The organism is Streptomyces sp. NPDC079020, from assembly GCF_044542225.1.
Taxonomy (GTDB): domain Bacteria; phylum Actinomycetota; class Actinomycetes; order Streptomycetales; family Streptomycetaceae; genus Streptomyces.
The window spans coordinates 244,651-270,169 of sequence record NZ_JBITUB010000003.1; the positions used below are offsets into that span (position 1 = coordinate 244,651).

The 25,519-nt window shown below is 71.5% G+C and carries 27 protein-coding genes; 16 read left to right on the forward strand and 11 right to left on the reverse strand.

Annotated elements, in window-relative coordinates; all coding sequences use genetic code 11:
- Window positions 1-194 precede the first annotated feature (194 nt).
- Window positions 195-746: a hypothetical protein gene (locus tag ACIGJO_RS08245; protein ID WP_399953849.1), complete on the reverse strand. Its 552-nt coding sequence runs from the start codon at window positions 744-746 to the stop codon at window positions 195-197.
- Window positions 747-933: 187 nt separating this feature from the next.
- Between ACIGJO_RS08245 and ACIGJO_RS08250 the strand changes: the two genes are divergently transcribed.
- On the forward strand, window positions 934-2,175 hold the full coding sequence (locus tag ACIGJO_RS08250; RefSeq protein ID WP_399953852.1) for an XRE family transcriptional regulator: 1,242 nt from the start codon (window positions 934-936) through the stop codon (window positions 2,173-2,175).
- A gap of 98 nt (window positions 2,176-2,273) precedes the next feature.
- On the opposite strand, the gene ACIGJO_RS08255 is transcribed toward ACIGJO_RS08250, so the two are convergent.
- Genes ACIGJO_RS08255 through ACIGJO_RS08265 form a run of 3 tightly spaced genes read right to left on the reverse strand, consistent with a single transcriptional unit; the run spans window position 2,274 to window position 4,729 of the window.
- Window positions 2,274-3,608 carry an RNA polymerase subunit sigma-70 gene (locus ACIGJO_RS08255; protein WP_399953855.1) on the reverse strand — a complete coding sequence of 445 codons (1,335 nt, stop codon included), beginning with the start codon at window positions 3,606-3,608 and terminating at the stop codon, window positions 2,274-2,276.
- A 3-nt stretch (window positions 3,609-3,611) separates the two neighbouring features.
- Window positions 3,612-3,920, reverse strand: a complete 309-nt coding sequence (locus ACIGJO_RS08260) for a DUF397 domain-containing protein (protein ID WP_399953857.1) — start codon at window positions 3,918-3,920, stop codon at window positions 3,612-3,614.
- Complete coding sequence (locus ACIGJO_RS08265; protein WP_399953859.1) at window positions 3,917-4,729, reverse strand: helix-turn-helix domain-containing protein; 813 nt, start codon at window positions 4,727-4,729, stop codon at window positions 3,917-3,919. The genes ACIGJO_RS08260 and ACIGJO_RS08265 overlap by 4 nt, the downstream gene beginning before the upstream one ends.
- An 83-nt stretch (window positions 4,730-4,812) precedes the next feature.
- Between ACIGJO_RS08265 and ACIGJO_RS08270 the strand changes: the two genes are divergently transcribed.
- Window positions 4,813-5,241 carry a hypothetical protein gene (locus ACIGJO_RS08270; protein WP_399953861.1) on the forward strand — a complete coding sequence of 143 codons (429 nt, stop codon included), beginning with the start codon at window positions 4,813-4,815 and terminating at the stop codon, window positions 5,239-5,241.
- 6 nt (window positions 5,242-5,247) lie between these two features.
- Here ACIGJO_RS08270 and ACIGJO_RS08275 read toward each other — a convergent pair whose 3' ends face one another.
- Window positions 5,248-5,847 carry a TetR/AcrR family transcriptional regulator gene (locus ACIGJO_RS08275; RefSeq protein ID WP_399953863.1) on the reverse strand — a complete coding sequence of 200 codons (600 nt, stop codon included), beginning with the start codon at window positions 5,845-5,847 and terminating at the stop codon, window positions 5,248-5,250.
- 137 nt (window positions 5,848-5,984) lie between these two features.
- Here ACIGJO_RS08275 and ACIGJO_RS08280 point away from each other — a divergent pair, with 137 nt between their 5' ends.
- The 9 genes from ACIGJO_RS08280 (at window position 5,985) to ACIGJO_RS08320 (ending at window position 16,523) form a co-directional block, all read left to right on the forward strand.
- Window positions 5,985-8,291, forward strand: coding sequence for a glycoside hydrolase family 3 N-terminal domain-containing protein (locus tag ACIGJO_RS08280; RefSeq protein ID WP_399953865.1), 2,307 nt, complete (start codon window positions 5,985-5,987; stop codon window positions 8,289-8,291).
- A 145-nt stretch (window positions 8,292-8,436) separates the two neighbouring features.
- Complete coding sequence (locus ACIGJO_RS08285) at window positions 8,437-9,303, forward strand: GyrI-like domain-containing protein (RefSeq protein ID WP_399954540.1); 867 nt, start codon at window positions 8,437-8,439, stop codon at window positions 9,301-9,303.
- A gap of 243 nt (window positions 9,304-9,546) precedes the next feature.
- Entirely contained in the window at window positions 9,547-9,840 is a 294-nt protein-coding gene (locus ACIGJO_RS08290; protein WP_399953867.1) for a hypothetical protein, read from the forward strand.
- A 207-nt stretch (window positions 9,841-10,047) separates the two neighbouring features.
- Window positions 10,048-10,659, forward strand: a complete 612-nt coding sequence (locus ACIGJO_RS08295; protein WP_399953869.1) for a matrixin family metalloprotease — start codon at window positions 10,048-10,050, stop codon at window positions 10,657-10,659.
- A 2-nt stretch (window positions 10,660-10,661) separates the two neighbouring features.
- Window positions 10,662-11,210: a hypothetical protein gene (locus tag ACIGJO_RS08300; protein WP_399953871.1), complete on the forward strand. Its 549-nt coding sequence runs from the start codon at window positions 10,662-10,664 to the stop codon at window positions 11,208-11,210.
- Between the two features lie 287 nt (window positions 11,211-11,497).
- Window positions 11,498-12,610 (forward strand): acyltransferase family protein, encoded by a 1,113-nt coding sequence (locus ACIGJO_RS08305; protein ID WP_399953873.1) that lies wholly within the window; start codon window positions 11,498-11,500, stop codon window positions 12,608-12,610.
- Window positions 12,611-12,664: 54 nt separating this feature from the next.
- The gene (locus ACIGJO_RS08310; RefSeq protein WP_399953875.1) at window positions 12,665-13,930 is read left to right on the forward strand and encodes a cytochrome P450; all 1,266 of its coding nucleotides are present in this window, start codon (window positions 12,665-12,667) and stop codon (window positions 13,928-13,930) included.
- Window positions 13,931-14,197: 267 nt separating this feature from the next.
- On the forward strand, window positions 14,198-14,839 hold the full coding sequence (locus tag ACIGJO_RS08315; RefSeq protein WP_399953877.1) for a TetR/AcrR family transcriptional regulator: 642 nt from the start codon (window positions 14,198-14,200) through the stop codon (window positions 14,837-14,839).
- A gap of 112 nt (window positions 14,840-14,951) precedes the next feature.
- A complete protein-coding gene (locus ACIGJO_RS08320; RefSeq protein ID WP_399953879.1) occupies window positions 14,952-16,523 on the forward strand; it encodes a sensor histidine kinase in 1,572 nt (523 codons plus the stop codon).
- 37 nt (window positions 16,524-16,560) lie between these two features.
- Here the strand turns inward: ACIGJO_RS08320 and ACIGJO_RS08325 are convergent, their stop codons facing one another.
- Window positions 16,561-17,025 (reverse strand): hypothetical protein, encoded by a 465-nt coding sequence (locus tag ACIGJO_RS08325; RefSeq protein ID WP_399953881.1) that lies wholly within the window; start codon window positions 17,023-17,025, stop codon window positions 16,561-16,563.
- Window positions 17,026-17,104: 79 nt separating this feature from the next.
- Entirely contained in the window at window positions 17,105-17,791 is a 687-nt protein-coding gene (locus ACIGJO_RS08330; protein ID WP_399953883.1) for a GDSL-type esterase/lipase family protein, read from the reverse strand.
- 59 nt (window positions 17,792-17,850) lie between these two features.
- On the opposite strand from ACIGJO_RS08330, the gene ACIGJO_RS08335 reads away from it, so the two are divergent.
- Window positions 17,851-18,843 (forward strand): WD40 repeat domain-containing protein, encoded by a 993-nt coding sequence (locus ACIGJO_RS08335; protein WP_399953885.1) that lies wholly within the window; start codon window positions 17,851-17,853, stop codon window positions 18,841-18,843.
- A 265-nt stretch (window positions 18,844-19,108) separates the two neighbouring features.
- Here ACIGJO_RS08335 and ACIGJO_RS08340 read toward each other — a convergent pair whose 3' ends face one another.
- The 3 genes from ACIGJO_RS08340 to ACIGJO_RS08350 form a co-directional block, all read right to left on the reverse strand.
- Window positions 19,109-19,462: a beta/gamma crystallin domain-containing protein gene (locus ACIGJO_RS08340; protein ID WP_399953887.1), complete on the reverse strand. Its 354-nt coding sequence runs from the start codon at window positions 19,460-19,462 to the stop codon at window positions 19,109-19,111.
- A 305-nt stretch (window positions 19,463-19,767) separates the two neighbouring features.
- Window positions 19,768-20,166, reverse strand: a complete 399-nt coding sequence (locus ACIGJO_RS08345; protein ID WP_399953890.1) for a PPOX class F420-dependent oxidoreductase — start codon at window positions 20,164-20,166, stop codon at window positions 19,768-19,770.
- Window positions 20,167-20,197: 31 nt separating this feature from the next.
- The gene (locus tag ACIGJO_RS08350) at window positions 20,198-20,980 is read right to left on the reverse strand and encodes a TetR/AcrR family transcriptional regulator (protein ID WP_399953893.1); all 783 of its coding nucleotides are present in this window, start codon (window positions 20,978-20,980) and stop codon (window positions 20,198-20,200) included.
- Between the two features lie 112 nt (window positions 20,981-21,092).
- Between ACIGJO_RS08350 and ACIGJO_RS08355 the strand changes: the two genes are divergently transcribed.
- The 4 genes from ACIGJO_RS08355 (at window position 21,093) to ACIGJO_RS08370 (ending at window position 24,123) form a co-directional block, all read left to right on the forward strand.
- On the forward strand, window positions 21,093-22,247 hold the full coding sequence (locus ACIGJO_RS08355; protein ID WP_399953896.1) for an ATP-binding cassette domain-containing protein: 1,155 nt from the start codon (window positions 21,093-21,095) through the stop codon (window positions 22,245-22,247).
- Between the two features lie 2 nt (window positions 22,248-22,249).
- On the forward strand, window positions 22,250-23,083 hold the full coding sequence (locus ACIGJO_RS08360; RefSeq protein WP_399954543.1) for an ABC transporter permease: 834 nt from the start codon (window positions 22,250-22,252) through the stop codon (window positions 23,081-23,083).
- Between the two features lie 44 nt (window positions 23,084-23,127).
- Entirely contained in the window at window positions 23,128-23,640 is a 513-nt protein-coding gene (locus ACIGJO_RS08365) for a GNAT family N-acetyltransferase (RefSeq protein ID WP_399953899.1), read from the forward strand.
- 69 nt (window positions 23,641-23,709) lie between these two features.
- Window positions 23,710-24,123 (forward strand): DUF4259 domain-containing protein, encoded by a 414-nt coding sequence (locus tag ACIGJO_RS08370; protein ID WP_399953902.1) that lies wholly within the window; start codon window positions 23,710-23,712, stop codon window positions 24,121-24,123.
- A gap of 187 nt (window positions 24,124-24,310) precedes the next feature.
- Here ACIGJO_RS08370 and serC read toward each other — a convergent pair whose 3' ends face one another.
- Entirely contained in the window at window positions 24,311-25,429 is a 1,119-nt protein-coding gene (serC, locus tag ACIGJO_RS08375; protein WP_399953905.1) for a phosphoserine transaminase, read from the reverse strand.
- Window positions 25,430-25,519: the final 90 nt, after the last annotated feature.

Sequence of the window (25,519 nt, forward strand, 5' to 3'; positions counted from 1 at the left end):
GCGACCCCCTGTGCACTACCCGGACCAGGCCACAGTAGACGTTCGGCCAAAGGCACACATGCCACGGCGACTCGCAATTTCGGACAGGGTTCAGGACGCGGATCCGCCATTGCTCTTCAGCAGCTGACCGTTGATCCACTGGCCCTGGGGCGAGTTGTGCTGGGTGACCGGCGGCAGTGGATCTCCCGACGGCCTCACGGCGGACTCACGATCACCTCGCGAGCGCGCCGGGTGAACCTCTCCCGGCTCATCTCCACGGCGTCGACGGCGTCTTCGAGGCCGGTGCGGTACGCCGCGTCCGGCCGCCCTTCGCGCATCCCGTGGAGCACCCTTTCGAGATGGGCCCGCAGGGACCGCACGTCCGACCACACGTTCACGGCCTCCGCGGCCACGGCTTCCGGACCCATGAGATCGAGCCGTGCCTGGGCCTTGTAGAGCGCGTCCACCGCGCCACCGAGCTCCGCTACGGCCGCGCTCAGCACCTCGGGCGCGGGCGGGGCGTCCCGCGCGGAGGCCGGTACACCGTCCTGGTGGGCGACCCGGTGCAGTACGCCGTCGACCGGCTCCGCCGCCTGCATGAACACGAGGTAGGCCTCACGGCGTTCGCTCCGCAGTGCCTGCTCGTGATCGACCGCCCCCTGGTCACGCGCCTGCCGCCGGGCGGACGAATACGTCAACGCCGAGGTGCACAGGGTTCCGACGACGCCCACTCCGGCTCCGAACAAGGCTGCCCATCCTTGGTCCATGCGGTCCATTTTCCGCCGCGGGCCGCCGCGAGGGCCCCTTTTCCCGGGATCGGCCCTCCTCCTAAGGGGTGTCCCGCAATTCGTCGCGCACCCGCCAGGAATTGCGGGACAGCCCTTAGACTCGGGAAAGCAGACCAGACGTCGCACATGGACGGTCACCGGCCGCCATGGCTTGGAGGACGGACAGGTGCTCGCAGCATCACAGCAGCCCCCGGACCATCCGGCGGGGAACGCGGCGGAGCGGTTCGCTCTCGGGTTACGGGCCCTCCGCAGCGCGGCGGACGGTCCGACGTACCGTCAGATGGCCGCGCGTACGGCCCAGTCGCCCGGCGCGCTGTCCGACGCCGCGAAGGGCGGCCGACTGCCTTCCCTCGAAGTCGCCCTGGCGTACGTGGAGGCCTGTGGCGGTGATCGTGCGGAATGGGAACAACGGTGGCTGGCGGCGCAGGCCGAGCTCGATACGGCACCGGCACCGACGCCGGGAAGACGGCGGTGGCCGATCGTCGCCGCTGCCGGAACCCTCGCGCTCGCCCTGGTGGCCGCCGGAGCGGTTCTCGTGAGCCGGCGCGGACAGGAGCCGTCCCCGCCGGACGCCGCCCGAGGCTCCTCCCGCTTCTTCGCCGCCGACGATGCCTTCAACCAGCGGCACCCACACCCCCGCCCGGAGCCCGACTCCGCGCGGATGGTCGCCGGCCTGCTCGCTCCGGGCCGTGTCGAGCTGTACACCGGCACGGCGGGCTCCCTGGTGTACCGGGCCACCTCCGGCACTCCGGCCTACGAAGTCACCCCGCGCAAGCACGTCGGTCAATGGGGGCCCAACCCCTTCGAAGGAGTCGACCTGCCCTGGGACGCCTCGTGGAAGGCCCCGGCGGCGGGGCGCGAGTGGGCGGTGGTGATCAGACCGGACGGACGGGCGGTGGAGTGCTGGCGGGCCGAGGTGCGGGACGGCAGGCCCAGCTGTGAATGGGGAGCCGTGTCCGACACCCGGGGCTCGTCGGTCTCCGTCACGGGCCAGGAGACCGGCAGCGGTCTGTCCCGCCTCGCCGGAATGATCACCCGCGAGGAGTGGAAGGCCGGCCGGATCGACCACGCCCTGAGCTTCGGCACCCCGGACAACAACGGTCGGTATGTCTTCCCCGCGGTGGGGAGAGACGGCAAGGGTGAAGGCCCCTGGCGGCTGGGACAGTTCATCTGGCTGGACCGCTCGTACGACATCGACGCCGAGACCTCGCTCAAGCCCTACGAGCGGATGGTCGCGAAGGCACTGCAGGAGTACGGCGCGTTCAACGTCAAGAACGCCGGTGAGTTCAGCTTCACGTCCGAGTACGGATCGAGGCCGCCGGGCAGCGGCGACGAAGGCTATGCGCCCCTGGGACACATCGAGTTCGCGAAGTACCTGCGGGTCGGGACGGTCGAGCCCGCGCCGTAAGAGGCTGTGGCGCCCGGCATCGTTCCGCGAGGGGCGCCGTGTGCGCCCTGCCACTCACAGGACGCGAGCGAACGGGCGGACTCGTCGCCCGCCAGGCCTCACAGCGTCATCGGGAGACCGAAGGCCGGGAACAGGTGAGGCTCGAAGGCGGTGATCTCCGCGATCCGGTCCTCGCCCGGCTCGATGCGCAGGACGCCGATGAACTGGGCCCGGTGGACGCTGGTGCCGGGGCGCCGGAGGTACCCGGCCATGGCGGGAAGGCCGTTGGCCCGTACGGGGACATGCCGCCAGTGCCCCGCGAACAGCGGGGAGGCGGGATCGAGTCTCGGGCGCACGAACGCCAGCATCGCGTCGCGCCCCGCGAACCAGCGCGGGTCCGGCGGCATGGTCAGCACCACGTCCTCGCGCACCAGATCCGCCAGGGTGCCGAAGTCGGCGCCGGAGGCGGCCTCGCCGCAGCGCAGGACCAACTCCCGGTCCCCGGCGCCGGGCGCGCGCATGCTCCAGTCCTCCCGGTGCCCCGGCAGGGCCCGCCGGAGGGCCGCCCGGCCGCGCTGTACGGCACTGTTCGCCGAGGCCGTACCGGAACCGAGCAGGTGGGCCGTCTCCCGGGCGGACCACCCGGCGACATCCCGCAGGACGACCGCGGCCCGCTGCCGTGCGGGGAGCTTCTGCACGGCGGTCAGGAAGGCCGGCTCAAGCGTCCGGCTCGCCACGGCCGCCGCGTCCGGCTCGTGCGCGGGCGCGGGGCTCCCGGGCAACTGGTCGTCGGGGAAGGGCTGGAGCCATGGCACCCGTGCGGGCGGCGGCCCGTCGCCGGACGCGACGCCCGGGACCGGTGCGTATGCCGTGGGCCGCCGGTCGTACTGGCGCAGGAAGTCCAGACACAGCCGGGTGGCGATCTTGTAGAGCCAGGCCCGGCGGTCGCCGACACCGCCGAGGGCGTCCCGCGCGCTCCAGGCCCGGAGGAACGTTTCCTGGGTCAGGCCCTCGGCCTCGTCGTACGAACCCAGCAGCCGGTAGCAGTGCACCCGCAGCTCACGCCCGTACTGCTCCGAGAGCGCGGCGAAGACGTCGTCGGTGGCGGAGCCGGGCGAAAGCGTCACGCGTGCCGGAGTGACGCTTCGCTCCTCGTGCTCTTCCTCGTGCTCCTCCGCACGTGCCTGCCGGGCGAGGCGGCGCAGTTGCGTGAACGGCGCGGACAGCGCCTCGACATCGGTGTGGAACGCGGTCCCGGGCGCGCGGCGCACCTTCCGCAGCCGGTCCGCGAGATCGGTGATCAGGTCCTGGGCGGGTACGACGGAGGGCCGGTGCCGCTCACCGTGCACACGCTGTCGGCAGGCCTGCGAGCAGTACGCGGTCACCCGTCCGGGCCCGCCGCCGTTCTCGATCGCCCGCCCGCAGGCGCGGCACTCCGCCGAAGCCACTGACACGGATCAAACGCCTGCCTCGACCGCGAATCGGAGGAAGGGCCCCCAGGCGGCGGGGGACAGCGCGAGCGCGGGGACGGCCAGGTCCTTGGAGTCACGGACATGGACGGTGTGGGCGCAGGCGGCGACCTCGACGCAGTCGCCGCCCTGGTTGCCGCTGTAGCTGGACTTGGACCAGGTCATGGCGACCTCGACGCAGTCGCCGCCTTCGCTACCGCTGTAGCTGGACTTGGACCAGGTCATGGCGACCTCTACACAGTTGCCGCCTTCGTTACCGCTGTAGCTGGACTTGAACCAGTGGAGGTCGGGACTCATAGTTCCTCTGCCATCTTCTCGATCATTTCCAGGGACCTTTCGGGAGTGTATGCCTGGGCTCGAAGAACGCCATACTTGCCCAACAGGTTGCCCAATTGCGGTTGTTCAGTGACATAAAAACTGCCGCCCTGCCCCTCGACGTACGCCATCTGCCTCCGCTCCGCGTTCTCCAGCAGGACGAAGGGGCCGTTCAGCGCCGGGTGGCTCTCCTCGTCCGGATCCATCAGCTGGATTTTGACGTGCCGAAGCCGGGCCATCTCGGCGAGGTGGCGCAGTTGGGCCTTGCGGACACGGCGTCCCCCGATGGGGCGGGTGAGCGCGATCGTCTCCAGGACGAAGCTGATGTCGGGGAGCGGCCGGCGGGTGAGGAGGTTCTGTCGTGCCAGCCGTGCGGCCACTTTCTCCTCGACTTCGTCGTCATCGAAGGTCGGGAACCGGCTGGCGAGGACCGCTCGCGCGTACGCCTCGATCTGAAGGAGCCCAGGAATCACCTGGTTCTCGTATTCGTGGCGAGCGGACGCTTCCGCTTCCTCCTCGGCGAATCCCGTGAACCATCCGGGCAACGGCCCGCTGCGTGGCTTCGGTGCCACCGCGATCAGTGCACCTTGTGCACCCAGCACCTCGTCCGCCCTCTGCACGAAGATGCCCTTGGGGGGCCTGGTGCCTCTTTCGACCATGGCCACTTGGGACTTGGAGTAACCGATCCGCTTGCCCAGGGCCTCTTGGGACAGCCCGGCACGTTCCCGGAAGTGCCTCAGCAGCAGCCCGAACATCTCGGCGCTGCTGTCCCGTGGATCACTGGAGTTCACCGGCTCACCTCATATGTACACGGCCGCTCACGGCCTGCGTGTGGCGCTGGTCACGCTACGTGTTCCGGCGCGACGCTGGGCGCATGGAACAGCGAACTTCACTTGATCCGGTGCCGCGTTGGGTGCCCGTGAACGGCCATGCCCTGCGGCACGTGGGTATCCACTTCGACGCGGTGCGGGCCATCGGCATGCTCGGCGAGCAAATCGCCTACGAGATCATGCAGTTCACCGATTTCCGGGCCGGGCCGATCGTCCGCTCGGGGATCGGTGGGCGGGGCATGTACTTCCTGCTGCCGCCGGACACCGCGAGCACCTTCTGCTGGCCGCCCGGGACGGAGGCGTTGAACCGGTCGGCCCGAGGGGTGGCCTTCATCGGGGTGCCCGCGCTGCACGGGGAGACGTGGCCGCTGGACTGGCGGTCGCGGCCGTCTTCGGAGGCGCCCTTCGTGGACGCGGGGCTGCTGCACGAGCTGGCGGTCAAGGTGACCGGGGTGGCCGGGGTGAATCCGTAGCCCGGGTCAGAGGTCCACGGTCAGCTGGGCCTGGATGTGGGCTCGCAGGACGCCCGCCATGTCCGTCGCGCAGTCGCTGACGAGCCACTGGACCTGGAGGCCGTCCATGAGGGCGATCAGCTGCTGTCCGGCGGCGGACGGGTCGATGCCGTCACGCAGGGCGCCGTCGTCGCGGGCCTGGCGGTAGGCGCGTTCGGTGTTGGCGACCGAGGTCCGGTAGCGGCGGACGAAGTACGCGTGGGCGGGGTGGTCGGCGGAGGTCGCCTCGGCGGCCACCACCGAGAACAGTTCGACGATTCCGCGCCGCGTGGCGTTCAGCGCGGCCAGGTCGGCGAGCCGGCGCAGATGGTCGACGCCCTCGGCGGTGTCGAGCGCGAGCCATTCGCCGTCCACGTCGTCGCGGTGTTCGAGGACCGCGAGGAGCAGGGACTCCTTCGTCGGGAAGTGGTGCAGGAGGCCGGGGTGCGAGATGCCGCAGCGGGTCGCGATGACGCGCAGCGAGGCGCCCCGGTAGCCGACCTCGCCGAACATGGCCATGGCGTGGTCGAGGATCTCGCGTCGCTTCGCCCGCCCCTTCGCGTAACCACGGCCCGTTTCGGCGGTCACTCGCACTCTCCCGACTGTTCCAGGTCCCTCGGACGGCTGTCCCGCCAGGCTGTCACAGCCAGATACTTACCATGCGGTCGGTATTCGGCGTACGGTGATGCGGTGATGTGTGGAGTGACGTCCTGAAAGGAACTCCTGTGGGTCTCTTCCCGCCCTACCTCGACCCTGCGCTGCCTGTCGCGGAGCGTGTCGGCGACCTTCTCGGCCGTATGACGCTGCCGGAGAAGACCGGCCAGATGCTCCAGCTGAACGCCAAGGACGGCGTGCGGCACCTCGTCGAGGACCTGCACGTCGGCTCGATCCTGCACGCCTCGCCGGAGCGCGTACTGGAGGCGGCCGAGCTGACCGGGCGGACCCGGCTGCGGATTCCGCTGCTGGTCGCGGAGGACTGCATCCACGGGCACTCCTTCTGGGAGGGCGCCACGATCTACCCGACGCAGCTCGGCATGGCGGCGACCTGGGACGCGGAGCTGGTGGAGCGGATCGCCAGGGCGACGGCCGTCGAGGTCGCGGCGACCGGTGTGCACTGGACGTTCTCGCCGGTGCTGTGCATCACGCGGGACCTGCGCTGGGGCCGGGTCAGCGAGACGTTCGGCGAGGACCCGTTCCTCATCGGCGAGCTGGCCTCGGCGATGGTGCGCGGGTATCAGGGCGACGGTCTGGCCGACCCGACGGCGATCCTGGCGTGCGCGAAGCACTTCGCGGGGTACTCCGAGACCCAGGGCGGCCGGGACGCGAGCGAGGCGGACATCTCGCGGCGCAAGCTGCGGTCGTGGTTCCTGCCGCCGTTCGAGCGGGTCGCCCGCGAGGGCTGCCGCACGTTCATGCTCGGCTACCAGTCGATGGACGGCGTACCGATCACGGTGAACAACTGGCTGCTCAACGACGTGCTGCGCGGCGAGTGGGGCTACACCGGCACGCTCGTGACCGACTGGGACAACGTCGGCCGCATGGTGTGGGAGCAGAAGGTGTACGCCGACCACGCCCAGGCTTCGGCCGCGGCGGTGCGCGCGGGCAACGACATGGTGATGACGACGGCCGCCTTCTTCGAAGGGGCCCAGGAGGCGGTCGCCGACGGCACGCTGGACGAGGCGGAGATCGACGCCGCCGTGCGCCGCATCCTGACGCTGAAGTTCGAGCTGGGCCTCTTCGAGAACCCGCGCCGCCCCGATGCCGCCCGCCAGGCCGAGTTCATCGGCAGTGCCGAGCACGCCGCGCTGAACCTGGAGGCGGCCCGGCGCTCGCTGGTGCTGCTGACGAACGACGGCACGCTGCCGCTGTCCGGCGGTTTCGCGGCCGGTGAGGACGGCCGTGCCGTCACCGCACCCGGGCCGGACGGCCGGGCGGCGGCCCCGCGTACGGTCGCCGTCATCGGGCCCAACGCGGACGACCCGCAGAATCAGCTCGGCGACTGGGCGGGCTCCTCCGGCCAGGCCGACTGGCTGCCGGACGGCCAGCCGCGCGGGATGATCCGTACCGTGCTGGACGGCTTCCGCGACCATGTGCCCGCCGACTGGAACGTCTCGTACGCGCGGGGCGCCGACATCCTCACCGTGGGGCCGGACCCGGAGGGCGCGTTCTTCCCGGACGGGCAGCCCCGGCCGGAGGTCGTCGTCCCCGCCGCACCGGACGCGGCGCTCATCGGCGAGGCGGTCGCGGCGGCGGAGGCGGCCGACTACGTCGTCGCGGTCGTCGGCGACCGTATCGAACTGGTCGGTGAGGGGAAGTCCACCGCGACGCTGGAACTCGTCGGCGACCAGGTCGCGCTGCTGGACGCGCTCGCGGCGACGGGCAAGCCGCTCGTCGTCGTGGTCATCAGCTCCAAGCCGCTGGTGCTGCCGCCGTCCGCACACCGTGCGGCGGCGATCGTGCACGCCTTCAACCCGGGCATGCTCGGCGGCCGGGCCGTCGCCGAACTCGTACTCGGCCTGATCGAACCGACCGGCCGGCTGCCGCTGTCCTTCGCACGCCACGCGGGCCAGCAGCCGACGTACTACAACCAGGTGCGGGGCCAGCACGGCACGCGGTACGCGGACCTCACGCAGAGCCCGGCGTTCGTGTTCGGCGAGGGCCTGAGCTACACGACGGTGGAGTACGCGGACCTGGAGGTGCGGGCCCCGCTCGTCGGGGCGGGCGACACGGTGCGGGCACGGGTCACGCTCACCAACACGGGCGCGCGGCCCGCGCTGGAGACGGTGCAGGTGTACGTCAGCGACACGGTCACCTCGGTGACCTGGGCCGAGAAGGAGCTGAAGGCCTACCGCCAGGTGTTCCTGGCTCCCGGGGAGTCGCGGGTGGTCCCGGTCGAGCTGCCGGTGGCGGACTGCACCCTCGTGGACGCCGAGGGCCACCGCATCGTGGAACCGGGCCGCTTCGAACTGCTCGTGGGCCCGTCCTCCCGTGACGAGGCGCTGCTGCGGGCGGACTTCACGGTGAAGGGCTGAGGACAGGGCGGCCCCGGCCTCCCGGCCCCCGGGCCCGGCGGCGCGCCGTTGGGACCCGGCGGGACCAGTCCGGGCCGGGCACAGGATGGCGGGTGCGGCATGCGGGCCCCTACTAGCGTGGGTGACGACAGGGAAAGGGGCCAGGATGCTGGAGCGGCTGAACCAGGCCTTGGAGTACGTCGAGTCGCACCTCGACCGGCCGATCGACGTGGCCGAACTCGCCCGGATCGCCCTGACATCGGAATACCACCTGCGCCGGATGTTCTCCGCGCTGGCGGGCATCCCGCTGTCGGAGTACATCCGGCGCAGGCGGCTGACCGTGGCGGGCGCCGAGGTGCTCGCCGGTGAGCGGACGCTGCTGGAGGTCGGGACGCGCTACGGCTACAGCTCGGGCGAGGCCTTCGCCCGTGCGTTCCGCGCGGTGCACGGGGTGGGTCCGGGCGAGGCGCGGCGGACCGGTGCCGCTCTGGAGTCCCAGCCGCGGATGTCCTTCCGCCTCATCATCGAGGGGAGCAGCAGCATGCGCTACCGGATCGTGGACAGGGAGCGGTTCTGTGTGGTCGGGCGGAAGGCCCGGGTACCGCTCGTCCATGAGGGGGTCAACCCGGCGATCGCCGCATTCATCCGGGGTCTGGGGAAGGAGACACTGCGGCGGATCGCGGAGCTGTCGGACCAGGAGCCGGAGGGGATCGTCGGCGTGAGCGACCGCCTCGACCCGAGCCGGGCCGAGGGGACCGAACTCGACTACTACCACGGCGTGGTGACGCGCGCCGAGGTGCCGGAGGACATGGAGGCCCTGGAGGTTCCTGAGGGCACCTGGGCCGTCTTCGAGAGCTCGGGTGCCTTCCCCCAGGCGCTCCAGCACCTGTGGCGCGACGTGTTCACGCAGTGGTTCCCGTCGAATCCGTACCGGAGCAGGCCGGGGCCGGAGATCGTGGGCGTGCGCGTCTCGGACGACGGCACGCGGGCTGACGCGGCGCTGTGGATTCCCGTGGAGCGGTCGGCGGACTGAGCGGTACGGGGAAGGACCGGCGGGGGCGGGGCGGTTCGGGCGGGGCAGTTCGGGCGGAGCCGGTCCGGGGCGGAGATGGTCCGGGGCGGAGATGGTCCGGGGCGGACCCGGATCGCCCCGGGACCGCCGCCCCGGGCCGTGTCCGCGTGCGTCCGTCCCGGGCCGGACTGGCGTACCCCCGTGCCACGCTGGGGTGAACCAGCCGATGGCCCCGGCCGGTGGGCCGAAGAGGGGACAGTTGCGATGGATGCCTCGTACTACCGTGCCGTCAGCGAGGACGGCGACGTCATCGACGACCCGTCCGAGGACGCGCTGTACATGATGTTCAGCGACCTCAACGGCACGGACAACACCTTCGTCGTCATCGAGCCCTACGAGGACGAACCGCACTGGCACGCCTCGGTCACGGTCCGGGGCGCGGGCGGTTACGAGGTCGTGCGCCGCGACACGGCCCGCCGCGAGCACGAGGTCGTGACCGAGGACAGCATCCACCGGATCGCCAACAGCCTCACCATCTGGATGGCCGCCAGGGACTGACCGGACGCACGGGCCGGACCCATGGGCGGACGCACGGGCCGGACCGGCTCGCCGGGGCTCCTCGTGGTGCCGGGCGGACTTCTCGGCGTACCGGCCGGGCCGCTCCTCCCCCTCCGGAGTGAATGCCCGCCCGTACCGTTCCCTGGGGGCGCGGGCCTCAGTACGGTGCCTCTCACCTGCGAAGGAGAAGCGCTTGTGAAGCCTCCGATGGATCCCGTCCGTGTGCTGGTCGCCCTCGCGTGTGCCACCACCACTGCCGTCTCGGCCACCGCGGTCGCCTACGGGGAAGAGGTGACGGGGGCGACGGGGGTGCGAGGGGCGGCACGGGTGAAGGGGGCCGCCGCCGGGTGTGTGGCGGGGGAGCGGGAACGGCGTTCGGACTCGGCGGTCGACGAGGGCGAGATCCGGTGGACGTCCGCGACGAAGTACGACGACGCGCGCACCTGGGCCGGGAAGGTCTGGCAGGCCGGTTCGCTGTCGCGGATCAAGATCCGGCCGGACAGTGCCATGACCGTCAATGACCTCGACTGGCGCGACTACAGCAAGGCCGACGGCAAGGGTGCCTACTACGAGCACCACGGCGGTGTCGCGGACACCGATGTCATCCGTCTCAACCGCAAGTCCCTCGACAAACCGGGGAAGTACGCCTCGACCGAGCTGCGCCGGCATGTGGCCGCGCATGAACTCGGGCACGCCCTGGGCCTGTGTCACAAGTCCGAGCAGGTGGCGTCGCTCATGTGGCCCGCCCCGCTGGTGACCATGCCGATCACCGAGCCGACCGACACCGACAAGGCCAACTACAAGAAGCTCTGGGGCTGACCATGACCCGAACCCGCCTGCTGCTCACCGCACTCGCCGCCGCCACCGTGCTCGCGACGGCCGGGGCCGGCTACTGGTACACCACCTTCGACGACATGGCGGCCACGCAGACCCTGTGCCTGCCGGAGGACACCACCGACCGGGACAAGGCGGGGAACGTGGGGACGGTCGCGATCGTCACCGTCGACCGGACGGTCGAGTACCGCGAGGAGGAGCCCGAGCTCGAAGGCGGTGTCGTCATGTCCGCCGTGACCGTGACGGAACCCCTCAAGGGCGCCCCGCCCGCCTCCATGGTGATCGGTCAGTCCGCCGTCCTGGACGCGAAGGGACGTGCCCTCGCCGCCGGTGAACCGGACTACGCGCCGCTCCGCCCCGGCCGCCGCTACGTCATCGGCCTGACCGACACGCACGAGTACAGGGACGGCTGGGTGTGGTTCGCCGTGAGCGCCGACGGCCGGCTCGGCAGGGAGCGGGCCCGCTGGAAGGACGCCGTCGCCCATCAGAACGCGCCCCGCGCGGATCACCGCTGCGACGACGTCACCGCCGACTGACGTCACCACCGGCTGACGTCACCACCGGCTGACGGCACCACCGGCCGAGGGCTTTCCGCTTCGCGTGTGAAATGCGGCGCGAGAAATGTCATTCCGCCGGCCCATTGAATCGTGTGATGCGATTCAATGGATCGAAATATTCGGCTTGACCCGTATCCATGAAATCATCGATAGTGGGGCCACGTTGATTTCATACCGGTGGTGTCCGCCGGGTGAAGCCGGGGGGAATGATGGTGCAGGCGTCGGAGTCGTCCGCCCGGCGGAATCGGCTGCCATCATTGACCGGAATGCGGTTCATCGCGGCATTCGCGGTCGTGATCTCTCATCTGTCCGTGCAGATAGTGGGTACGGAACACCCCGGCCTGCTGGATCTGATCACGACTCTCGGGCCGGTCGGGGTGGCTTTCTTCTTCGTGCTCAGCGGGTTCATTCTCACCTGGGTCGACGATCCGAACGACTCCGCGAGGCTCTTCTGGCGCCGGCGCGTGGCGAAGATCTTTCCGAACCATCTGACGACCTTCGTGGCCACCGTGGTGCTGATGGTGGTGGCCGGCGTGCCGGTCATGATGATCAACACGATTCCGCCGCTCCTGCTGATCGAGCCCTGGATTCCCCACTTCGACGCTCTCGGTGGACTGACCGGAATCAATGTGCCGAGCTGGACGCTCGGCTGCGAGCTGGTGTTCTATTTCGCATTTCCTTGGCTGATCGGTTTCGTCCGGCGTATCCGTTCTCCGCATTTATGGGCATGGGCTGCGGTCGTCGGTGCCGCGATCATCGCCGTACCATTCGTCGCCCTGCTTCTGCCGGAGCAGCCGGCCACCTCGTGGGACCCGGCGGTTCCGCAGTGGTGGTCCTGGTTCGCGTACAGCTTTCCCCTCACCAGGATGCTCGAATTCGTCCTCGGCATCCTGATGGCACGCATCGTGATCTCGGGTAAATGGATTCGCCTGGGCATGGCACCGGCGTTTCTCCTCACGGTCGTCTGTGTGGTGGTCCAGGCCGGGCTGCCCGGCATCTTCCACCTCTGCGCCGGGCCGACCGCGTTCGCGCTCGCGCTGGTGATCGCGGCGGGCGCCGGTGCCGACGTACGCGCCGTGCGTACGCCGTTCAGCGGCCGGACCATGGTGTGGCTGGGAGAGATCTCGTTCGCCCTCTATCTCGTGCACTACCTGGTCATCCAGTACGGCCCGATCGGCGCGGTGCACGCCACGGGCGAGGCGGTGGCCGCGTCCCTGTCGACGAGACTGATCCATATCCTGCTGACCGTCGTGATCAGCATCGCCCTCGCGGCGGCCCTCTGCACCGTGGTCGAACGTCCCGCCGTCCGGCGCTTCAGCCGCCCGGCGGGCAGGCGCGGGAAGCCGGTGGCGGTCCCCGAAGCGGTGGACAGCCCGTAGCCGCCGCGCCCCGGCACGGTGCGCTGTGAGTCCTTCCGTCAGGCTGGAGCCCTCATGACGAACACCCGTCCCCCTTCCGGTGCCGACGTCCCGGGCCTGCCGGTCACCAGGCCGGATTCCTGCCCCTTCGACCCCGACGAGACCTACTCCCGGCTGCGCGCCGAGGCACCCGTGACGCCGGTCCGCTGCCCGGCCGGCATCGACGCGTGGCTGGTCAGCCGGTACGAGGACATCCGGAGCGTGCTCACGGACCGGCGGCTGAGCTCGCGCGGCGCGGGGTCGATGCACATGCTGCCGTCCTACGACGGCCGCGACCCGCTGCCCGGCTCGATGATCCAGTTGGACGGCGGGGAACACGCGCGGCTGCGGCGGCTGTTGATGGGCGAGTTCACCGTGCGGCGCATGGAGGCCCTGCGCCCGTACATCCAGCGGATCACCGACGAGCACATTGACGCGATGCTCTCCGGGGCGGGCGCGGACCTGGTGCGGGACTTCGCGTTGCCCATCCCGTCACTGGTGATCTTCGAGATGCTCGGCGTGCCTTACGAGGATCAGGCGGTGTTCCAGCGCGACAGTGAAGTGCTGATGGGCTTCGACGCGGACGAAGCCGCCCGCGACGCGGCCAGTGGGCGGCTGGAGGGCCGCCTCGGCGAGCTGGTCCGGCAGCGGATCGCCGAGCCCCGGGACGATCTGCTCAGCAGGCTGATCGCCCGCGGTGACCGGACCGAACATCCGCTGGCCGTCGCGGAGTTGGCAGCCCTCGGTGTGCTGCTGCTGGTCGCCGGACATGAGACGACCGCCAGCATGATCGCCCTGAGCGCACTGGTGCTGATGGAGGATCCGGAGCGCAGGGCCGCACTCCAGGCCGCACTTCAGGCCGCACCGGACACCACCGGAAGTTCCGGAACCACCGGAAGTTCCGGAGCAGCCGGACGTGCCGTGGACGAGCTGCTGCGCTATCTGTCGGTGATCCAGTTCGGGCTGCTGCGTTACGCCACCGAGGACGTCACCGTCGGCGGCACCGCCGTGAAGGCGGGGGAGTGGCTGGTCGCCGCGGTCCCGTCCGGCAACCGGGACGAGAGCGTGTTCCCGGACCCGGACACCGTGGACCTCGGCCGACAGGCCCGTACGCACCTGTCGTTCGGCTTCGGCGCGCACCAGTGCATCGGCCGCCAGCTGGCCCGGATCGAGTTGGAGATCGCGCTGACCACCCTGCTGCGCCGCATCCCCGGGCTGCGTCCGGTGATCCCTTCCGCGCGGGCCGAGTTCAAGCTCAACGGCATCGTCCTCGGCCTGCGGAGCATGCCGGTCGTCTGGTGAAACGGCCCCGGGAGGGACGAGCACGTCCTCCTCGTCAACTCTCCCTGCCGCTCACCGTGCCACTTTGGAGCTGAAAACGCGGGGCCGCCCGAACCGCCAAGGGAGCGCGTCAACGGCGCGACAGGGGGTGTGAGGACGGGGTGTCGCACTCCGGTTGGGGTGTGGCGCAGTCGGAACCACCGTGCCGGGGCGAGCACAATGGGCCGGGCGGTCTGTGCAGAGGTGCTGAGGCTCCTCTCCCGCACCTCTTCCGCTGAAGGAGGACCGGTGGTGGACAACTGGCCGGCTCAGCGCACTGGCCCCGGTGAGACGCTCCGGAACCAGGCGCGCGAGCAACTCCTCAACGCGGCCCGGGAGCTGTTCGGAGTCGTCGGGTACGCGGAGACGACCGAGCTGGCGATCTGCGCGGCGGCCGGGGTTCCGGCCGAGGTGCTGCGCAAGGAGTACGGCTCGCGTGAGGGGCTGCTCGTGGCGCTGCACAACCGGGTGACGACGAGCGGGCTGCGGGCCGCTGAGAACGCCCTGCTCGCCAAGGGCATGGACGAGTGCGGGACCGCCGAACGCGTGCGGCGCCTCTTCGACGCCTACGTGGAGGCCGTCACCCGCGATCCGCGCGAGGCCCGGGTGACCTTCGTCGAGGTGCTGGGCGTGAGCGCCACGGTGGACGAGCACTGCAAGCTGTGGCGGGCCCTGTGGACGGAGTTCCTGACCGGGGAGGCCGAGCGGGCGGTGGACCGGGGGGAGGCGGAGGACCGGGACCACCGGGTCGACGTGATGGTGATGGTCGGTACGGTCCACGAGCTGATGGCCCACCACAGCCGTCGGCCCCGGCGGGCCCGGCCCACCGAGGTGTCCGGTGAACTCACCGAGCTGGCACTGACGATGCTGGGGTCGCAGCAGGGGGAGTGACCGGGACGGGATCCGGTCACCGGGTCCAGGGGCACCCCGTCACCCGGCCCTGCCCGGGGGCTTTGGCCGCCCGGTCGGGATCCGGGGGTTCCGGGCTCAGTACCGTCCTCGTATGGACAGTGCGAAGCGCGGTGGTGCGGGTTCGCGGACCCGGCCCGGGGATCCGGCCGGGGTGGCCGCTGCCGCCGCCGCGGCGGCCGGGGTGGGCCTGAGCATGGTCAGCCTGTGGTGGGTGCCTGTGGCGGCGGTCGCCGCGTTCCTCGCCGGGCAGCGGGCGGGACGGGCCCGGCCCACCGTGCTCGCGCTGGTCGCGGTGGTCGCGGCCGGGGTGGTGGCGGTGGCCCTGGTGCCGTCGTGGCTGCCGCTGGGGAGCCGGTTCGTGGCCGTGGTGGTCGTCGCGGCGATGCTGCCGTGGTTCGCGGGACGGTTCCGGCGCCAGTACCGGCAGCTGGTCCGGGCCGGATGGGAGCGGGCGGCACAGCTGGAGCGCGAACAGCGGCTGGTCTCCGACCGGGCCCGGCTGCGCGAACGGGCCCGGATCGCCCGGGACATGCACGACGTCCTCGGCCACGACCTCAGCCTGATCGCCCTTTCGGCGGGTGCTCTGAGTCTCGCCGCCGACCTCGATGACCGGCACCGGCGGACGGCCGGGGACATCAGGGCCAGGGCGGGGGCCGCGGTGGAGCGGCTGGGGGAAGTGATCAGCGTCCTGCGCGACGGGACCGACGACGCGCCCCCGCGTCCCACGGGAGACCCGGACGAGGGAGGCGGTGGCGGTGGTGGCGGCCCGGTCGCCTCCGTGTCCCGGGTCGCCCGGCTGGCCGACGAGGCCTCCGCGTCCGGGCTCCCGGTCGACCTGCGCGTCGACGGTACGGCGGACGGCGTCCCCCCGGTCGTCGAGCGGGCCGTGCACCGCGTCGTGCAGGAGGCGCTCACCAACGTCGCCAAGCACGCCCCGCACACGACGGCGCGCGTTCGCGTCGCGCATTCGGCCGCCGAGACCCACGTGGTGGTCGAGAACGGGCCATTACCGGGCGCCGCCCCAGCCGTACCACCGGGGAGCGGCGGGAGCGGCGGCGGCCGGGCGGGCGGCGGGAGCGGAGCGCACGGCGGACACGGGCTCGTCGGGCTCGACGAGCGGGTGCGGCTGGCCGGGGGCACCTTCACCTACGGCCCCCGCGACGGGGGCTTCGCGGTCGCCGCCCGGATCCCGCACACCCCCTCGCGGCCCGCCGCATCCGTCACGCCCGCCGCATCCGTCACGCCCGCCGCTCTCCCGGGCAGCGGGCCCGGCGGCGGGGGCGGCGCGCTGCCCCAGGAGCACCACCACGCCGGGCGCCGGGTGCGCCGGACGCTCGTTGCCGCGGTCATGGTGCCGCTGGTGGCGGGGGCGTTGCTGTCCCTGGTGCTCATGGGGTGGGAGATGTGGTCGGTGTCCCGGTCGGTCCTGGAACCCGGCGACTTCGCCCGGCTGCGGGTGGGCATGGCCCGCTCCGAGGCCGAGCCCCTGTTGCCCGAACGCCGGACCGGCCACCGCCCGGTGGACGCCGAGCCGGGCGGACCCGGCACCTCGTGCTCGTACTACGCGATGACGGCCGACCGGTTCGACGACCGGTCGGGGGATGCCTACCGGCTCTGTTTCCGCGACGACACACTGGTGTCCGCGGACGCCCTCACCCCGTAGCGGAGCGCGACGCCCGCCAACGGGGATACGGGACCGGCTACTTGTTGAACGTGTTGTGCTGGGCGCCGCTGCCCTGCACCGGGCCGCTGAACGTGCTGCCGCGGAAGTCGTTGTGCACCGACCCCGGGGCCACGGCCTCGGGGTCGACCGCGCGGACGGCCGCCTCCAGCTCCTGCGCCGCCTCCGGGTCCGCGGTCAGCGAGGCCTGGAACATCGCCTCCCACACCCGTACCGCACGGGCGAAGGCCTCGTCCGCCTCGACCTGGGTACGCAGTGCCTGAGCGAGCTCCCCGGCCCGCTCCCGGTCCCCGGGGCGGCCCTCCAGCGCGGCCAGCGCCGTCTCGGCGGAGTCGGGCTCCGGGGCCGTGCCCCCGGGCGTTCCCGGCGCGGGGTCCCGGCGACGGCGCACCAGGCCCGTCAGCCCGGACCAGGCCTGACGGCCGATCTCCCCGCCAGCGCCGCCCGCCAGCGCCGCCAGAACACCCAGCGAAATCGGTTCCATTGACCCACCCCCGTACCTGATCGTCACTCGGCCGATGAGGCACCACCGTAAGGTCCGGGGGCGGGTGGGCGCAGCGGTTTCAGCCGCGGGGCGTGTACGGCCCGCCCAGTCCCCACGCCTGGTGCATCGCGTCGGCGAAGGCCGCCGCCAGTTTGTGCTCGCCGCTCGGGCCGGGGTGCGTGCCGTCGTAGGTGTCCGTGTGGATGTCGTACCCGGTCGGGCGCGAGGCCAGCAGCAGCGGGGAGGCGGCTTCGTCGAGGTCGGCGACCGCCTTGGCGAGGAGTTCGTTGAAGCGCTCGCACTCGGCGGCGAAAGGGGCGTCCGACTCCGCCCGGACGTTGGGGATCACGGGCAGGAGCACGATCCCGATACGGGGGTTGGCGGTGCGGGCCGCCGCGATGAACGCGCGGGCGTTGCGCGCGGTCTGCGCGCTGTCCGTGTAGAACCCGAGGTCGATCAGGCCGAGCGAGACGAGCAGGAGATCGGCGCGGGTCGCGGTGACCGTGTCCGCGATCACCGGTGCCATGTGCAGCCAGCCCTCGCCCCAGCCCGCGAGGTGCGCGCGGGCCCCGGCGGGGAAGGACGGGGCGCCGTACGCGTACGAGAGCGGGGCGCCCGCCTCGGTGTCGTACAGCTCCGTACGCGGGCCGACGAGCGCGAAACCCCCGCCGAGGGTCGCTTCGAGGTGTTGCCACATGCGGAAGCGCCAGGTGAAGTCGCCGGCGCGCCCGATCGTCATGGAATCGCCGACACACATCAAACGCATGCCGTCATCATGGCCGATCGACGCTCCGGCCTGCGACGTGAGGATGGACACTTGAGCCCATGCGCTCGAATCTGACTGCCCTCGGTGCCGCCACGCTCCTGCTGTTCCCGGGGGCGGCCCTCGCCGTGGCCGACGACGGCGGGGCCGACCGGAGCTTCACGATCGAGGACCCCCGGATCACCGAGTCCAGTGGTCTGGCCGCCAGCCCCACCCACCCGGGCATCTACTGGACGCACAACGACAGCGACGACGGCCCGTACATCTACGCCGTCGACTCCCGCACCGGGAAGACCGTCGCGACGATCACCATGCGCGGTGTCGGTGAGCCGCGTGACGTCGAGGCGATCTCGATCGGACCCGACGGCAACGTGTACGTCGGTGACATCGGCGACAACCTGAACGGGACGTGGGACCACGTCTGGATCTACCGCTTCCCCGAGCCGAAGCGGCTGCGCGACGCCACCGTCACGGCGACCCAGTTCGATGTGCGGTACGCGGACGGGGCGCGCAACGCCGAGGCGATGATGGTCCACCCGAAGACCGGCCGGGTGTACATCGCCTCGAAGAACGAGGACGGCGGCGGGCTCTACGAGGGGCCCGCGAAGCTCTCCACCGGCGGGACCAATGTGTTCCGGCGGGTGGACGAGGTGCCGTGGGTGACGGACGGGGCGTTCTCGCCGGACGGGACCGAGCTGGTGCTGCGGTCCTACTTCAGTGCTCGCGCGTACGCCTTCGAGGGCGGCAGGCTCGGCGACGACCGTGCGGTGAGCGCCCCGTTCCAGGGGCAGGCCGAGTCGGTGACGTACACGGCGGACGGCTCGGCGCTGATGTTCGGCTCGGAGGGGAGGCGGAGCGATGTGGAGCGGGTGGAGGTCCCGGGCGGGAGCGGTGGCAAGACCTCGGGGGGCGGTTCCGGGAGCGCCGGCCGGGAGTCCGGCGGGGACAGCGCGGACGGCGGCGGGGAGAAGGGGAGCATGACGCTGGGCGCGGTCGTCATCGCCGGGGTGGCGGTCATCTGGTTCGCCCTGCGGAGGCGGCGCGGGCAGGGGTGAGCCGGCGCGCGCGGGGCGCGCGGCCTGCGACGGCCACGGGCATGCCGACGCAGGCCGCGCGCACAGCACGCGGCCTGCGTCGGCCGGCCGGGCATGGGGGTGAATTCAACCCCACGAAGAATTCAACCCCACGGTGAATTCAGCCTGTACGGGAAGTGAAGTGAATCCGCCGAGGCTTGCATCGTGCACGGCTGTGAATCGTGAATCGGCAGGATTTTCCGGACCGCGGCCCGCCCGTCCACGGGTCGGTTAATCCGTTCGCCTGCTAAAGGATTTCGATGTCCTTGACCTTCGGGGGACGGTTCGGGAACGTGATGTCGGTCCACCGGTTGATGCGCACCGAGTCGCCGTTCTCGTCGTAGTAGATGAGGTCGTTGTTGCCCGTCGAAATCCGGTCGACCCACCAGCTGCCGAAGTTGGTCCGGCCCCCGTTGGCGTAGCAGTCCACGCTGGTGCGGCCGTCCAGGTGCGACCAGATCTTCAGGAAGTTCTCCCCACCACGGCACTCGACGTGGTCGATCGCGTAGGCATTGCCCGTGGGCAGCGCCATGGTGACCGCCGCGGTCGCGGCGAACGCCACGGCCACGGAGCGGGCGACCCTCTTCGTCTTCGAGATCACAAATTCTCCTTCATTCGATGAACGAACGGGGAGGCTATGTCACGGTCGGGCAAATGAAGACGTATCGAAAATGCATTCGCCCGCCTCCGTGTGACCCTGCCACCGTATCGTCTCTCACGCTTGCCCTTCGAAGATCCTGTAAGGCGGGTGTGTATGGCAATCATCCACGGCGCCCCGGGCCGGATTACACCCATAAATGTCTAGATCGAGAGCGCGCGGGGAATGGTCACACGTTTCAGTATCGGCGGATTGGCGATAGGCGTGACGGCGTACGGGGCTCGCGGTGGAAGCGTCTTCGCGCCGGCTCATTCGTCCGGAATCGGCCGCACCTCGTAGTGGAGTGTCCGGTCCCGCTTCAGCCGGTGCGCGAGCGGGACCAGTACCCCGTGCATCACCGGGTACTTGCGCGACATCATCCGTGCCGCGTGGGTGTTCTCCTTCGTCCCCGCGCGGAGCAGTCGCGCGTAGGCCCTGATCCGCGGGCCGGTGGGCCTGCCCCGCACCGTGCACGGGGCGATCTCCACCTCCGGGTGGTTCCTCATCCGCTCGACCTTCCACGCGGAGGAGAAGGTGCGGATGAACGCGTGATCACCCTCGACGGCGATGTTGACGGGGGTGTCCGCGGCCGAACCGTCCTGCCGGCGCGTGCTCAGCAGGACCGCGTACTGCTTGACGAAAGGAGCGAGCTCCCGGCTGGCGTCCATGTCTCCATTGGCGCACGGACCCGGACAGCCGTCATCCCGTGGCGCGCTCCTGGACGAGCACTTCGAAGCCGTCGATCAGCCGCCGCAGCCCGAACTCGAAGTGGTCGAAGTCGGCGCTGAAGGTGTCCTCCGCCATGCCCGCCATCATCGGGTAGTCGCCGCTGAGCATGGCCCGTTCCAGGTAGGGGCGCTGGCCCTCCCAGAAGTCCGCGTCGCTCAGGCCCGTCTGCCGCACGGCCTCCACGGCATGGCTCTGCGTGCGGGCGAGGCCCTCGACGAAGCTGTTGACCGTGATGATCACGCCGATCAGCTCGGGGTCGGACAGGCCCATGCCGCGCAGGCCGGTGAGGGCCAGTTCCAGGCCGCGCAGGGCGCTGGGGCCGAGCACCGTGCGGGCCTGGTTGATCTTGAGCAGCCAGGGATGGCGGCGGAGGTTGCCCAGATAGGTACGGGCCATCGCGTCGATGGCGTCGTGCCAGTCGGCGGGCACGTCGGCGGCGCCGCCGCTGAGCGGTTCGCCGAGGACCCGGTCGAGCATCAGGTCCAGCAGTTCGGCCTTGCCGGGGACGTAGCGGTAGAGCGACATCGTGCCGGTGCCCAGCTCGGTGGAGAGCCGGCGCATCGAGACGGCGGCCAGCCCCTCCGCGTCCGCCACGGCGACGGCGGTGGTGACGATCCGGTCCAGGGTGAGACCCGGTTTCGGGCCGCGGCTGGGGCGGTCGCCGGTGCTCCACAGGAGCTCCAGGCTGCGCGCGATGTCGCCGCTCCCGGTGGCCGTGCCGTCCGTTTCCGCTGTCGAACCGTTTCTCGTCATGGGCACAGAGTAAAACGTCGGCCAGAAACTGAGTACGGTGTACTCGTAAGCGGGTACGGTGTACCCAGTTCTGATCCGAGGGTTCGGGTCGTCTCTGTGGAGGGGGTGTGCCATGTCTGCGTCCGGATACGCGGTCCTGGCCGAAGGCGTCGTGAAGCGGTACCGGGAGAAGGCGCGGAGGAAGGACCGGGGGAAGGGCCGGGGGAAGGACGGGGAGAAGGGGAGCGGCGGGGAGAAGCGGGCGCTCGACGGGTTCGACCTCGCGGTCCGCCCCGGCACCGTGCACGGTCTGCTCGGGCCGAACGGCGCGGGCAAGACCACGGCCGTGCGGGTCCTCGCGACCCTGCTGCGGTTCGACGGCGGGCGGGCCGAGGTGGCGGGGCTCGACGTGGGGCGCGAACCCCGGCTCGTCCGGCACCGGATCGGGCTGGCCGGTCAGTACGCCGCCGTCGACGAGGTCCTCACCGGCCGGCAGAACCTGGAGATGTTCGGCCGCCTGTTCCACCTCGGCGCCGGGCGGGCCCGGCAGCGGGCGGGGGAACTGCTGGAACAGTTCGACCTGGTGGAGGCCGCGGACAAGGGGGCCCGGGAGTACAGCGGCGGCATGCGGCGGCGGCTCGACCTGGCCGCCTCCATGATCCTGGCGCCCGCCGTGCTGTTCCTGGACGAGCCCACGACCGGGCTCGACCCGCGCGGCCGGGGCGAGGTCTGGGACGCGGTGCGGGCGATGGTGACGGGGGGTACGACGGTCCTGCTCACCACGCAGTATCTGGACGAGGCGGACCGGCTCGCCTCGCGCATCACCGTCATCGACCGGGGCCGCGCCATCGCCGACGACACACCGGACGGGCTGAAGAACCGGATCGGCGGGGACCGGATCGAGGTCGTCGCCGCCGAGGAGGGCGATCTCCCCGCGGTGGTGCGGGCGGTGGACCGGGTGGCCGGGGGCGGACTCGTCATCACGGACGCCGCGGTCCGCCGGGTGCACGCGCAGGTCGCCGACCGGGTGGCCGCGCTGACGGAGGTGGCGCGGGCGCTCAGCGACGAGGGGATCGCGGTCGAGGACATCGGGCTGCGCAGGCCGAGCCTGGACGATGTGTTCCTGCGGCTGACGGGGCGCGGGGCGGCGGACGAGGAGCCCCCGGGGGCGACGGGCGACGGCGGTACGGGCGACGGCGGTACGGACAACGGCGGTACGGGCGACGGCGGTACGGACAACGGCACGGGTGCGGAGTCCGCGAACGAGAGGGCGGGGGCGGCGGCATGACCATGCTCGAACTGAAGGACGGCGCTCCGGCCCCGGGGCCGGAGCGCGGCCGGCTCCACTGGGCGCTCGCCGACTGCTGGAACGTCACCCGCCGCAGCCTGACCCACTACCAGCGCCAACCCATCGCCATCATCTGGCAGTTGGGGTTCCCGATCCTCTCCGTGCTGCTGTACGGCTATGTCTTCGGCAGCGCGATGAAGGTGCCCGGCGGAGGCGACTACCGGGAGTTCCTGATGCCCGGCATGTTTGCCACGACCATGACCATGGGGTTCATGAACACCGCGATGGCCGTCGTCACCGACGCGGGCAAGGGGGTCGTCGACCGGTTCCGCTCCATGCCGATGGCCCCGTCGGCGGTCGCTTCCGGACGCGGGGTGGCGGACCTGGTCGTGGCCGCCGCCGAGCTGGCCATCCTCGCGGCCACCGCGCTGGCGATCGGCTGGCGGACCGGCGGCGGCACGATGGAGGCGGTCGGTGCCTTCGGGCTGCTCCTGCTGCTGCGGTTCAGCCTGATCTGGGTGGGCGTCTGGCTCGGCCTGCTGGTGCCCGACGCGGAGGCGGCGGGCGGGCTGTACGCCATCGCGTTCCCGGTCACGATGATCTCCAGCGCACTGGTCGCGCCCTCCCTGATGCCGGGCTGGCTCGGCACCCTCGCCGCGTGGAACCCGGTCTCCTCGACCGCCACCGCGAGCCGTGAACTGTTCGGCAACCCGGTGGCCGGCGGCGGCACCTGGGTGGAGGAGCACGCCCTGCTGATGGCCCTGGTGTGGCCGCTGGTGATCACGCTGGTGTTCCTGCCGCTGGCGGTGCGCAGGTTCCAGCGGCTGAGCCGCTGAAATCCGCTGGATCGCAGGTGGGGGGGCCTCGTAGGGTCGGGCCCATGCACCGCAATGGGCCTGAGCCCTTCACCACCGACCGCCTCGACGCGCTGCCCCTGGAGCCCGGGTACGCGGACGAGATGGCCGCCGTCCTCGGCGACCGGGACCTGTACACGTACACCGGAGGCGCGCCCGAGGACGCGGTCGCGCTCCGGGCCCGCTACGAGCGCCAGAGCGCCGGTTCGCCGGACCCCGCCGAGCAGTGGTGCAACTGGGTGCTCCGGGTCCGCGAGGACGGCCGCCTCGCGGGCTACGTCCAGGCGACGGTACGGGGCGGGACGGCGGAGATCGCCTGGGTCGTGGGGACACCGTGGCAGGGCCGGGGCTACGCGAAGGAGGCGGCGGTGGGCCTCGTCGCGCACCTGTCGGCGGACGGTCACGTCCGTACGGTCCTCGCGCACATCCACCCCGCACACACGGCGTCCGCCGCCGTGGCCGGGGCGGCGGGGCTCGCCCCGACCGGCGAGTGGGAGGACGGCGAAGTGCGCTGGCGCCGGGACGTACCGGGGCGCTGAGGGGCCGTGCCCGGCCGGTTGTCAGTGGTGGCGGGCAGGATGGGGGCACCAACGGAGAAAGGGACCCCCATGGGCGCCTGGGACATCGGCTATTTCGACAACGACACCGCGGCCGACTTCGGCGGCCGGGTGGACGACGCCCCGCCGGAGCAGCGCGCTGAGGTGCTCCGGGGCGCTCTGACGGAGGCGGTGAACACCTCCCCGCAGGGCTATCTGGACGACGGCGAGGTGGTGGTGGCCGCCGCCGCGCTGGTGGCCGCCCAGTGCCCCGGCGGTGAGTCCGTCACCACCGCGTACGGCCCGAAGAACCCCCTGCCCCCGCTGCCCGCGGACCTGCGGCCGCTGGCCGTCCGGGCCCTGGACCGGGTCACCGCGGAGAATTCGGAGGTCCTGGAGCTCTGGACCGAAGGCGGCGCGGGCATGGAGTGGCTGGCCGGGGTGGCCGCCCTGCGCGCGGTGCTGGCGGCGGCGCCGGGGGAGTGACGGGAGCCGCGGTGAGGTGACGGGGCGGCACGGGGTAGCTGCGCGGGGGCAGTTGCCCGGGTGGGCGTCCGTCGCTCCGCCGGTCGGTTCGCGGGCGATGTCCCTGTGCCCGGCGTGCCGCAGCAGGTCCTCCGGCAGAAACGGCCCGGCACACGTGGTGTGTGCCGGGCCGTCTGCGTACATCCGCCTACAGCTTCTCGATCACGTAGTCGATGCAGGCCGTCAGCGCCTGGACGTCCGACGGGTCGATCGCCGGGAACATCGCCACGCGCAGCTGGTTGCGGCCCAGCTTGCGGTACGGCTCGGTGTCCACGATGCCGTTGGCGCGCAGCACCTTGGCGACGGCCGCCGCGTCGACGCCGTCCTCGAAGTCGATCGTGCCGATGACCTGCGAGCGCTTCTCCGGGTCGGTGACGAACGGGGTCGCGTACGTGGACTTCTCCGCCCAGCCGTACAGGTTCGCCGCCGAGGCGGCCGTGCGGCCGGTCGTGAAGTCCAGTCCGCCCTGGGTGTTCATCCACTTCAGCTGCTCGTTCAGCAGGAAGAGCGTGGCCAGGGCCGGGGTGTTGTACGTCTGGTTCTTCAGGGAGTTGTCGATCGCCGTCGGGAGCGAGAAGAACTCCGGGATGTGGCGGCCCGAGGCGTGGATACGCGCCGCGCGGTCCAGGGCGGCCGGGGAGAACGCCGCGATCCACAGGCCGCCGTCGGAGGCGAAGGACTTCTGCGGGGCGAAGTAGTAGACGTCCGTCTCGGCGATGTCGACCGGAAGGCCGCCCGCACCGGAGGTGGCGTCCACCAGGACGAGGGACCCCTCGTCCGCGCCCGCGACGCGCCTGAGCGGCGCGGCGACACCCGTGGACGTCTCGTTGTGGGTGAAGGCGTAGACGTCGACGCCCGCCTCGGCCCGCGGGTCCGGGTGGGTGCCCGGGTCGGAGGCGATCACCGTCGGGTCGGCCAGCCACGGGGCGAGCTTGGCGGCCTTGGCGAACTTCGAGGAGAACTCGCCGAAGTTGAGGTGCTGGGACTTCGACTCGATCAGACCGTGCGTCGCGATGTCCCAGAAGGCGGTGGAGCCGCCGTTGCCCAGGATCACCTCGTATCCGTCGGGGAGGGAGAAGAGGCTGCGTACGCCGTCACGTACCTCGCCGACCAGGTTCTTGACCGGGGCCTGGCGGTGGGACGTACCGAGAAGGGAGGTGCCGGTGGCGGCCAGCGCGTCGAGCGCCTCCGTCCGCACCTTGGAGGGTCCGGCGCCGAAACGTCCGTCGGCGGGCTTGATGTCAGCGGGAATCTGGATATCGGCCACGAGTCGGAGCGTAGTCCCTCGGCGGCACGGCGCAGCACCGTGTCCGTCGGATGAGACGGGGGCTCCGGCCCGTGGACCCGGCCCGGCGGG